Annotated in this window: 9 protein-coding genes; 4 read left to right on the top strand and 5 right to left on the bottom strand. The window is 65.8% G+C overall.

From position 1 onward, the window contains the following. The first annotated feature begins 132 nt into the window (after positions 1 to 132). Positions 133 to 2,241 (top strand): ATP-dependent DNA helicase RecG, encoded by a 2,109-nt coding sequence (gene recG / locus AC0L21_RS26310; RefSeq protein ID WP_473264651.1) that lies wholly within the window; start codon positions 133 to 135, stop codon positions 2,239 to 2,241. Here the strand turns inward: recG and panE are convergent. Continuing rightward, on the bottom strand, positions 2,238 to 3,167 hold the full coding sequence (gene panE / locus AC0L21_RS26305) for a 2-dehydropantoate 2-reductase (RefSeq protein WP_473264650.1): 930 nt from the start codon (positions 3,165 to 3,167) through the stop codon (positions 2,238 to 2,240). The two genes, recG and panE, sit on opposite strands and share 4 nt — an antisense overlap. Before the next feature lie 103 nt (positions 3,168 to 3,270). Here panE and AC0L21_RS26300 point away from each other — a divergent pair, with 103 nt between their 5' ends. Then, on the top strand, positions 3,271 to 3,786 hold the full coding sequence (locus tag AC0L21_RS26300) for a P-loop NTPase family protein (RefSeq protein ID WP_473264649.1): 516 nt from the start codon (positions 3,271 to 3,273) through the stop codon (positions 3,784 to 3,786). A gap of 28 nt (positions 3,787 to 3,814) precedes the next feature. On the opposite strand, the gene AC0L21_RS26295 is transcribed toward AC0L21_RS26300, so the two are convergent. The 3 genes from AC0L21_RS26295 to glmS all read right to left on the bottom strand — a co-directional run bounded on the left by AC0L21_RS26295 (position 3,815) and on the right by glmS (position 7,463). Next, complete coding sequence (locus AC0L21_RS26295; protein WP_473264648.1) at positions 3,815 to 4,672, bottom strand: NAD(P)-dependent oxidoreductase; 858 nt, start codon at positions 4,670 to 4,672, stop codon at positions 3,815 to 3,817. A gap of 104 nt (positions 4,673 to 4,776) precedes the next feature. Further along, the gene (locus AC0L21_RS26290) at positions 4,777 to 5,547 is read right to left on the bottom strand and encodes a DUF502 domain-containing protein (RefSeq protein ID WP_473264647.1); all 771 of its coding nucleotides are present in this window, start codon (positions 5,545 to 5,547) and stop codon (positions 4,777 to 4,779) included. Positions 5,548 to 5,636: 89 nt separating this feature from the next. Further along, the gene (glmS, locus tag AC0L21_RS26285; RefSeq protein WP_473264646.1) at positions 5,637 to 7,463 is read right to left on the bottom strand and encodes a glutamine--fructose-6-phosphate transaminase (isomerizing); all 1,827 of its coding nucleotides are present in this window, start codon (positions 7,461 to 7,463) and stop codon (positions 5,637 to 5,639) included. Between the two features lie 220 nt (positions 7,464 to 7,683). Here glmS and AC0L21_RS26280 point away from each other — a divergent pair, with 220 nt between their 5' ends. Then, positions 7,684 to 7,902 carry a hypothetical protein gene (locus AC0L21_RS26280; RefSeq protein WP_473264645.1) on the top strand — a complete coding sequence of 73 codons (219 nt, stop codon included), beginning with the start codon at positions 7,684 to 7,686 and terminating at the stop codon, positions 7,900 to 7,902. 6 nt (positions 7,903 to 7,908) lie between these two features. Here the strand turns inward: AC0L21_RS26280 and glmU are convergent, their stop codons facing one another. Continuing rightward, positions 7,909 to 9,276 (bottom strand): bifunctional UDP-N-acetylglucosamine diphosphorylase/glucosamine-1-phosphate N-acetyltransferase GlmU, encoded by a 1,368-nt coding sequence (glmU, locus tag AC0L21_RS26275; RefSeq protein ID WP_473264644.1) that lies wholly within the window; start codon positions 9,274 to 9,276, stop codon positions 7,909 to 7,911. Positions 9,277 to 9,449: 173 nt separating this feature from the next. Between glmU and AC0L21_RS26270 the strand changes: the two genes are divergently transcribed. After that, positions 9,450 to 10,799 carry a hypothetical protein gene (locus AC0L21_RS26270; RefSeq protein WP_473264643.1) on the top strand — a complete coding sequence of 450 codons (1,350 nt, stop codon included), beginning with the start codon at positions 9,450 to 9,452 and terminating at the stop codon, positions 10,797 to 10,799. Positions 10,800 to 10,842: the final 43 nt, after the last annotated feature.

Raw genomic sequence — 10,842 nt, 5'->3', positions numbered from 1 at the left:
ATAGCCACTCGGGCGGGCCATGTCAGCCCTCGATTTATCATGGCCCGCTGCCGCCGCAGGGGCACGAAAAAACACGTGGATGCCGGGCATAAAGCCGGGCATGACGAGCGAAAACGATCCTAGGTTCGCCTGATGCGCCCCAGCCTGCTCAATCCACTGTTTGCCCCCGTGACCAGCCTGCCCGGCGTCGGTCCGAAGCAGGACAAGCTGCTGCAATATCTGCTCAGCCGCAATGAGACGCCGCGGCTGGTCGATCTGTTGCTGCACTTGCCGAGCCAGGTCATCGACCGCCGTGCGCGGCCGAAGATCCGCGACGCCGCGCAGGGAACCATGGTGACGCTGGAGGTCACGGTCGACCGCCACCGCCCGCCCCCGCCGCGCAATGCCCGCGCGCCGTATCTGGTTTATGCCAGCGACGATACTGGCGACGTCGTGCTGACGTTCTTCCGCGCAAAGCCCGGCTATGTCGAGAAGCTGCTGCCGATCGGCGAGAAGCGCTTCGTCTCCGGCACGCTCCAGATGTACGACGGCATCCCGCAGATCGTGCATCCCGACCGGGTGCTGGACGAGGAGGCGATTTCAAAACTCTCCGGCATCGATCCCGTCTATCCCTTGACCGAAGGTCTTGCGCTCGGCTCGCTGCGTCGCGCGGTCGCGCAGGCGCTGCAAAAGCTGCCGGCGCTGCCGGAATGGATCAGCCCGGAGGTGCTGCGCCGCTGCGGCTTCCCGCCGATCGCCGAGGCGCTCAATCGCGTGCACCAGCCGGTCGAGCTTACCGACATTCTGCCCGACCAGCCGTTCTGGTCGCGGCTCGCCTTCGACGAGCTCCTGGCCGGGCAACTTGCGCTTGCCCTGATCCGCGCGCAATTGCGGCGCCCGGCCGGTGTGCGCAACGCCGGCGACGGGCACCTCCGCAACAAGATCATCGATGCCCTACCCTATGCCCTGACGTCCTCGCAGCGCGACGCGGCAGCCGCCATCGCGAACGATCTGCAACAGCCGGTGCGCATGTTGCGCCTGCTCCAGGGCGACGTCGGCTCCGGCAAGACCGTGGTGGCGCTGCTGGCCGCCGCTGCGGTCACCGAGGTCGGCAAACAGGCCGCGCTGATGGCGCCGACCGAAATTCTGGCCCGCCAGCACATCAAGACCATCGCGCCGCTCGCCGAGCGCGCGGGCATGCGGGTCGCGATCCTCACCGGCCGCGAAAAGGGCAAGGAACGGCGGGAATTGCTGGGACAGCTCGAAGCCGGCGAGATCGACCTGCTCGTCGGCACCCATGCGCTGATCCAGGACGACGTGATCTTCAACGATCTCGCCCTCGCCGTCGTCGACGAGCAGCATCGCTTTGGCGTGCGCGAGCGGCTGGCGCTGACGTCAAAGGGCGAGGCCGTCGACGTGCTGGTGCTGAGCGCCACGCCGATCCCGCGCACGCTGGTGCTGACCTATTTCGGCGACATGGACATCAGCGAGCTCAGGGAGAAGCCGGCCGGCCGCCAGCCGATCGAAACCCGCACCATATCGATGAGCCGCCTCGGCGAGGTCACCGACAGCGTCGGCCGCGCGCTCGAATCCGGCAAGCTGGTCTACTGGATCTGCCCGCTGGTCGAGGAATCGGAGGCCGAGGGCACCGAGCACCTGACCAATGCCACCAAGCGCTTCGAAAGCCTGCAAAAGCGTTTCGGCGATCGCGTCGGCCTCGTCCACGGCCAGATGAAGGGCACGGAGAAGGACCGCGTCATGGGCCAGTTCGCCGCCCACGAGATCGGCCTGCTGGTCGCGACCACCGTCGTCGAGGTCGGTGTCGACGTGCCGGCGGCGACCATCATGGTGATCGAGAACGCCGAACGCTTCGGTCTCGCCCAACTGCACCAGCTCCGCGGCCGCATCGGCCGCGGCTCGGAAGCCTCGACCTGTCTGCTGCTCTACTCCGAGCCACTCGGTGAGATGTCGAAGGCGCGGCTGAAGGTGATCCGCGAGACCACCGACGGTTTTCGCATCGCCGAGGAAGATCTGAAGCTGCGCGGCGAAGGCGATGTGCTCGGCGTGCGCCAGAGCGGCCTGCCCGGCTACCGCATCGCCCGCTCCGAGGTGCACGGCCAGCTCATCACCCAGGCCCGCGACGAGGCGCTGCGCATCCTCAAGGACGATCCGAAACTCAAGGGCGAGCGCGGCGAGGCCCTGCGATGCCTGCTGTATCTGTATGAGCGCGATGAAGCGATCCCGCTGATCGGGGCGGGTTAGCTGGCCGCTCGCTGCCGCCCAACCTCATAAGCCGCCAGATGCGCGCGGGCGAGATCCAGCAGCGGCGTGTCGATATCAAGCGCACGGGCCCGGTTGGCCATATCGCCGAGGATGTGCTCCGCCTCGGTGATCGAGCCGCGCTCGATATCACGCAGCATCGAAGCCTTGAGCGGGGAATCAGGGGTCGTGAACAGCTTCCGGTCAAACTCGATGAAAGGCGCTCGCGGCTCAAAACCCGATTCCGTCGCGACGGCGCAGCATTCGGCGAACAGGCGGAAGATGGATTGCTCGCCGTTCGGCACGGCCAGAATGTCTCCGATGCTTGCACGCATCAGGCAGGTGATGCCGGCGAGCGTGCTCAGCTGAACGAACTTCTCCCACATGTCCTGCATGATCGCTTCGCTGGCGCGCACGTCGATACCGGGCACATGCAGCAGCGTCTCCAGGGCGAGCACACGCTCGCTCAACAAACCCTCGACCTCGCCGAAGACGATGGTCTGGTTGGCCATGAACTGAACGACACGGCCATCCGCATCGAGCCCGGCACTGACGTTCGCGAGTCCGCCGAGGACGCAGCTCGCGCCGAACCGCGCAGTCAGGGCGTCGACATGTTTCAGCCCGTTGAGGATCGGCAATATCATCGTGTCGGCGCCGACCGCCGGGGCAAACTGGGCCATCGCATCGTCGAGCGAGTAGGATTTCACGCCGACGAGCACGACGTCGAACGTTTCCTTGAGATCGGTGGCCAGAATGATCTTCGGCTGCACGGCGAAATCGCCGTGCGGGCTCACGACCTGCAATCCATTCCGCCGCAATTGCTCCGCACGCCCGGCCCGCACCAGAAAGGTCACGTCGCTGTCGGCCCGGACCAGGCGCGCTCCGTAATAGCCTCCAAGCGCTCCCGCGCCGATGACGAGCACTCTCATTCGAACTCCCATGTCAAACGCGGCCATTCAGCCATCCCGCCCCTGGAACGGCAAGTTGAAATCCAATCTTCCGCCTCGACTGTTTTCGTGAAACCTTGCAGCGATGCGCCGGATCATCGTCGTAGGCTGTCAGGGTAGCGGAAAGACGAGCCTCTCCCGGAATCTCGGGCGAAAGCTCGGGCTGCCGGTGGTGCATCTCGACGTGCTCTACTGGCGGCCGGGCTGGAAGCCATCGGACAAACCGAGCTTCCGGGCGCGCGTCACTGATGCGATCGCGGGCGACGCATGGGTTGTCGACGGCAGCTTCTCGGGACTTGCTTTCGATCTCACGCTCGCGCGCGCCGATACGCTGGTCGTCATCAACCGCCCCCGCTGGCTCTGCCAGTGGCGCATTCTCCTGCGCTCCGCCTTCGATCGCGACAAGACCCGGCCTGACCTCCCGGAAGGGTGTCCCGAACAGTTCGATTGGAAATTGATGCGCGAGGCGTGGCGCTACGACACCGAGCGCGCGCCTGTCATCGAGGCCGAGCGTGTGCAGTACGGCGCTGACGTCCCGGTCGTGCGCTTGAGACGCGATCGGGATATCCAGGGTTTTCTGGATTCGGTGCACGGCACATGATCGATGGCCGTGACGTGAGACCGGACGATCAGGATTTCTTCTGCACGATACGCGCGGCGAATGCCTTCATCAGGTCGGTATCCGCCGCCTCGCCTTTCGCGTCCTCGGCGAGATGCTCGAACCAGCGTGCAAAGCCCTCGTAAACCTGGCTGGCCGGATGATCGGGGCCGAGAAAGCCGGAAATCTCCCGCATCTCCGCAACCCAGCGATAGGCCTTCGGGATCATGTCCGGCAGCGCGACTTCGAGCCGGGCCAGTACCGCGGGCTGGCTGAGTGCGAGTTCGTCGCGCAGCGCGTCCGCAGCTCCCGCCTTCGTTGCCGCGACCACCATCGCCGAGCCGATCCCGGCGAGGCCCTTGACGATACCGGCATAGGACATTTTCAGCGCGGACGCGGCCCCGACCGGCCCGTCGACGATCCGCACGTCGAGCCCGAGGTCCTTCAGCACGGCGACGTCCTTGGCGTGCTCGCCGGACATGTAGAAGGCCGGGCTCTTGCCGCCGGGCTGGGGCGGGAACCCGATGATGCCGGCGTCGACGAACGGCGCCTGTGCCGAGCCGATGATCTCTTCGATCCTCATCACGGTATCGACGTTGACGGCATTGCAATCGACCACGACCGGCTTCTTCTCGCGCCGGACGATCAGCCCCGCCAGCCGCTCGGCGAGCGCCACGGCTTCGCCCGGCGGCACGATCGAGAGGATGATGTCGGCGTCCGCGATCGCGTCGTCCTCGGCGCCGATCATGCCGGCATCCGCCGCGCGTTTGCACGTCGCCTCGCTCCGCCCATTCAACGACGTCAGCACGCGCGCACCGTGGTCGCCGAGACGACGGGCCACGGCACTGCCCATGGCACCGGGCGCGAGGATCGCAATGGTTTTGGACATCGTGCACTCCAGATCGAATCCCGAGCAACGCGCTCAATTCAATCGGAGACTAGCAGAGGACGGGACACCCGCGTGAACGGCGGCCATCCCGCAGAGGAATGGCCCTACTCCACCTTCGCAGGCTGGGGCTGGAGCGCCGAGGCGTTGGCGATACGCGCGGCATTCGCCATGCCCGCCAGCGCCGCTGCCTTCTTCGAATCGGGCGCCGAGCCCGGCTGCACGACGCCGGCCGACATGATCAGGGTCGCGGCATCCTCGGTGCTCATGTCGACTTCGACAATCTTGCTCTTGGGCACGTAGAAGAAGAAGCCGGTGGTCGGGTTCGGCGAGCAAGGCAGGAACACCGAGACGTGCTCCTCCTGACCCGGCAGGCTGCGGGAGACATCCTCGTTCGGCGATTGCGAGATCAGCACGATCGACCACATGCCCGGCGAGGGAAACTCGACCAGGCCGACTTTGCGGAAGCTCGAGCCCTTGCCCGAGAACAGCGTCTCGAACACTTGCTTCAGGCCGCGGTAGATGGCGCGCACCGCCGGAATGCGGCCGAGGAAGGTCTCGCCGACATCGACCAGCGTCCGCCCGATCAAATTGGCCGCGAGGAAGCCGACCAGAGTCAACGTGAAGAATGCGACAATCAGTCCCCAGCCGGGGATGACGTACGGCATGTAGGTTTCAGGCCGATAGGCCAGCGGCACGAACGGCCGCACCACGCCATCAACCCAGGTGACGAACCACCAGACCAGATAAAAGGTGATCGCAACCGGTCCCGTCACGACGAGACCGGTGAGGAAATAATTGCGGAAGCGGCCCATCAGGCCGGTATGCGGCTCCGGCACGGGATCAAGAGGCGCTGGCGCGTCGTCACGGGGGGTCATTCGGGTTCCAGGTCAGTCGCTTCGTCCAAGCTAGGGTCTTCTAGCAGGTTTTGGAAGACCACGAAGCGTTCCGCACTCGACCCTTCTGCCTATTCCACGGTCACGGATTTCGCGAGATTGCGCGGCTGGTCGACGTCGGTCCCCATGATGACCGCCGTGTGATAGGCGAGCAGCTGAACCGGGACGGCGTAGACCATCGGCGTGAACGCCGCCGCCATATCAGGCATGACGATGGTGACGAGGGACTCGACGGTCGCCTCCGCCGCGCCCTTGGCGTCCGTCATCAGGATGATCTTGCCGCCGCGGGCGGCGACCTCCTGCATGTTGGAGACGGTCTTTTCGAACACCCGGTCGTAGGGCGCGATGACGACAACGGGCATGGTCTCGTCGATCAGCGCGATCGGGCCGTGCTTGAGCTCGCCGGCGGCATAGCCCTCGGCGTGGATGTAGGAGATCTCCTTCAGCTTCAACGCGCCTTCGAGGGCGAGCGGGAAGCTGGTGCCGCGGCCGAGATAGAGCACGTCGCGCGATTTCGCGATCTCGCGCGCGAGCTTCTCGATCTGGAGCTCGGTGGTGAGCGCATCCGACATCAAACGCGGGATCTCGACGAGCCCGTGGACGAGCTTGGTTTCGTCCTCGTCGGACAGCTCGCCTCGGGCCTTGCCGGCCGCGATCGCAAGATTTGCCAGGACCATGAGCTGGCAGGTGAAAGCCTTGGTCGAGGCGACGCCGATCTCGGGGCCGGCCAGCGTTGGCAGCACGGTCTCGCTTTCGCGCGCGATCGTCGAGGTCGGCACGTTGACGACGGCGACCGTGTGCACGCCCTGGTCCTTGGCGTAACGCAGCGCGGCCAAGGTGTCGGCGGTCTCGCCAGACTGCGAGATGAAGATGGCGAGATCGCCCTTGCGCAAGGGCGCCTCGCGGTAGCGGAATTCGGAGGCGACGTCGACCTCGACCGGCACGCGCGCGAAACGCTCGAACCAGTATTTTGCAACGAACCCGGCGTAGCTCGCAGTGCCGCACGCCGTGATGTTGATCCGCTGGATATTCTTGAAGTCGAACGGAAGCTTGACCGGCAGCGAGACCCGCTCGGTCGCCATGTCGACATAGCGTGCCAGCGTGTGGCCGACCACTTCAGGCTGCTCGTGGATTTCCTTGGCCATGAAGTGGCGATAGTTGGCCTTGTCGACCAGCGAGGTCGAGGCGGCGTGCTTGGTCTTCTCGCGCTGGACGGCGTGGCCGTCCTTGTCGAAGATCGCAGCGCTCGTATGGGTCAGCACGACCCAGTCGCCGTCCTCGAGATAGCTGATCGTGTCGGTGAACGGCCCCAGCGCGATGGCGTCGGAGCCGAGATACATCTCGCCGTCACCATAGCCGATCGCGAGTGGCGGACCGTTGCGGGCGCCGATCATCAGATCGTCCTCGCCGGCGAAGATGAAGCCGAGCGCGAAGGCGCCGCGCAGACGCGCCAGCGTCAATTTCACCGCTTCCACGGGCTTGTTGCCGCGCGTGAGCAGATCGTCGACGAGATGCAGCACGATCTCGGTGTCGGTCTGGGTGTGGAACACCGTGCCTTTCGTCTCGAGCTCCTCGCGCAGCTCGCGGAAATTCTCGATGATGCCGTTGTGAACGACGGCGACGCGCTCGGTCGCGTGCGGGTGCGCATTGTTCACGGTCGGCTTGCCGTGGGTGGCCCAGCGGGTGTGACCGATTCCGGTCGTGCCCTTGAGCGGCTCGGCCTCCAGCCGCTTCTCCAGATTCTTCAGCTTGCCCTCGGCGCGTCGGCGCTCGAGATGCTTGCCCTCAAGCGTGGCGACGCCCGCGGAGTCATAGCCGCGATATTCAAGACGTTTGAGCGAATCCACCAATTGCTCTGCAACCGGCTCGCGCCCGAGAATGCCGACAATCCCGCACATGCGGATCAATATCCCCCAAATCGTCGAAAAATCGCCTAAACGACGCGTTCGGTTTTTAGCGAAGTTCCTAAGGAACCAGATACTCAATAATTATTGCTGATTGAGACAGCACCGATGGCAAGACGCCTCGCCTGCGTCGAACTGGCTGAGCCTTAAACCGCGCGCGTTAACTTCTTGTCAACGAATTTGGCCAACCCTTGCACACTGAGGAGAGAAAGCCATGAAAGGCTCATCCGACCGCAAAGGTCTGTCATCGATGGCGGTGCGCGCCAGCGAGACCACCGGCACGCACCTTGCGCATTGGCCGCCGCCCCAGCGCGGCAAGGAAAGCAAGCCCGTCTTCATCAAGCACGCCGCCGGCGAGCCGGCGAAGCGTGCCAAGGCGCGTGGCTGGCGGCTGACTCGCGCGATCTTCTCGGAATTCGCCGACGACGAATAGCGGCGCTCATTTCGCCGGCTTCTTTTCAAGCTTCTTGCCACCCGTCTTCATCTCGCGATAGCGCGCCGCACCACCGTCGCGGATGGTCTGCGGGCTACGCTCCAGCGCCATGGCGTCATCAGGCACGTCGCGCGTGATCACCGAGCCCGAGCCGATATAGGCGCCGTTGCCGATGGTCACCGGTGCGACCAGCGAGGAGTTGGTGCCGACGAAGGCGCCCTGCCCGATGATCGTCTTGTGCTTCTTGAAGCCGTCGTAGTTGCAGGTGATGGTGCCGGCGCCGATGTTGGAATTGGCGCCGATTGTGGCGTCGCCAATGTAGGAGAGATGGTTGACCTTGACGCCGGCCTCCAGCGTCGCGGCCTTGGTCTCCACGAAATTGCCGATGCGCGCGCCGTCGCCGAGCGAAGTGCCGGGCCGCAGCCGCGCATAAGGGCCGATGGAGACCTTCTTGCCGAGCTTGGTCTCGACGATATGCGAGAAGGAATGCACCACCGTGCCGTCGCCGATCGAAACGCCGGGGCCGATCACCACGAAGGGCTCGATCGTGACGTCCTTGCCGAACACGGTATCCGCGGCAAGATAGACGGTTTCGGGCGCGATCAGCGTGACGCCGGCCTCCATCGCCGCTTTCCGCAACCGCGCCTGCATCACGCTTTCGGCCTCGGCGAGCTGCGCCTTGGTGTTGATGCCGCGCACTTCGTCCTCGCTGGTTTCGATCACCACGGCATCCCATCCCTGTTCGCTGACAATGCCGACCGCGTCGGTCAGATAATATTCGCCCTTGGAATTCGCATTGCCGATCTTGTCGAGGATCGCGAGCGCGCGGCGGCCGTCGATCGCCATGACCCCGGCATTGCAGAGGTCGATCCTGCGCTCCTCGGCGCTGGCATCGGCCTGCTCGCGGATCGCGACCAGGCGGTCGCCCTCGACGATGAAGCGGCCATAGCCGGTGGGATCGGCAGCGCGGAAGCCGAGCGCCGCAATCGCGGCGCCTTTGGCCAGCGGCGCGCGCAGCCGCGTAAAGGTCTCGGCCGAGATCAGCGGCGTGTCGCCGAACGCAATCAGCAAATCGTCCACGCCCCGCGCAATGGCATCACGCGCCGCCAGCACCGCATGCGCGGTACCGAGCCGTTCCTGTTGCACGAAGGTGAGCGCGTCGGGGCGGATGCGCTTTGCTTCGTCCGCCACCGCCTGATGGTCGGGTCCGATCACGACTGCGAGCGAGGTGCCGGTTCCCCTGGGCGCCGCGGCGAGCACGTGGGCGAGCAGGCTCTGGTGCGCGACCGGATGCAGCACCTTCGGCAGGTGTGAGCGCATACGCGTGCCTTCGCCGGCGGCGAGCACGATCGTGAGGCTGGAACGGGCGGTCATCGCAATCCTGTCAATCAGCCGAATCAATCGGCGCCAGCGGGCGACGGCCGCCCTGATGAGCTATGGCCTTGCTACCCCCGCAAACGCCCGGAGTTCAAGTGCGACACGCTTTTCCTGTTAATGTTCCCTGATTGATTCGGGGAAGCCGGACAGGGGTTGGGCACTTAACGTTCATGGCAAAGGATTCCGACCCACTGGCGGATGCCTTCGGCGCCAAGGAGACCGGCGGGCTGTTCTCCGGACTTGTGGCCGAGGAGAGTTCGTTCGATCGCGGCATGATGTGGCGGCTGGGCTCATGGGGCGTGGCGGCCGTCGGCGCCGTTGTGATTGCCGTGTTCGCCAACCAGGCCCAGCTCGGCTGGCGGCGCGATCAGGTTGCGTCCGCCGATCTCGCGCGCCAGGCCGACCGGCTCCAGATGCTGACCAAGGAGAGCCAGAACGAGGCCCGCCGGCTCGCCTCCGCCATCGAGACGCTGAACACCGATCGCGACCGGCTCTATTCGCGCGTCACCGTGCTGGAGCAAGGGCTCGATTCCGTCACCGGCGCCATCGCCAAGCAGACGACAACGCCGCCGCAGGCGTCCGTTGCGAAGCCGCAGGACGCGCCGGCCTTGATCGGGCCGCCGGCGCCCGGCATCGGGCCGGTCGCCTCGACACCGGCTCCGGCCAACGACAAGCCGCGCGCCGAGGCCGCAAAGGAGCCGTCGAGTCCGCCGCCGCAGAGCGCGGCCGCGGCCTCGCTGGTCGCGCAGTCGCCGGCGACGACGGCGCCACTGCCGATGCTTCCGCTGGTCCCGTCCAAATCGATCATGGCGCCGCCCGATCCGGCCGCCCCGAAACTGGTTCAGCCCGAGGCCACTGAGAAGACCACTGAGAAGGCTGCCGAGAAGAAGCCCGATCCGGCGCCCCCGCCGATCGAAGTCGCCGCGGCACCTGCCAAGCCGCCGGAGGCCGCCGAAAGCGAGGCTCCCGCGATCGCGGTCCAGCAGACGCGCTTTGCGATCGATCTCGGTGGCGCCAACTCGCTCGGTGGCCTGCGCGCGCTGTGGCGCGGGGTGACCAAATCCAATCCCGAGATCGCAGCGCTGCGGCCGATCATCATGATCAAGGAAGGCAACACCGGCCTCGGCATGCAGCTCCGCCTCGGTGCCGGCCCGCTGATCAACGCAGCGGCTGCAGCAAAACTCTGCGCCGGCCTCGCCGAGAACGACCGCCACTGCGAGACCACCGTGTTCGACGGCCAGCGGCTGTCAATGCGCGGCGGCCAGGAAAAACAAGAGAAGAGTCAGGATCGAGTTCAAGAGAAGAACTCCGACAAGAATCAGGACTCGGTGCCGCAAGCCGAGACCGCTCCGGCACCCGCGCCCGCCGCCAAGCCTGACAAGCATCGCCGCAGCTCTTCCTCAAAACGCTCGTCGAAGCGCGAGGAGCCGGCGCCTGCTCCTGCGGCGCAACCCGCAGCGCCGGCCAAGCCGGAGACGGCGTCGGCGGGATCGACGCTGTCGTCGTTCTTCAGACGGTAGACGCGGCATCCGCCCTGCGGCGGGGAAGACCGTCTCGGGCCGA

This window comes from Bradyrhizobium sp. WSM4873 (assembly GCF_055811355.1).
The sequence above is the reverse complement of the archived record's forward strand: the minus strand, read 5'-3'. Positions and strand labels throughout refer to the sequence as shown.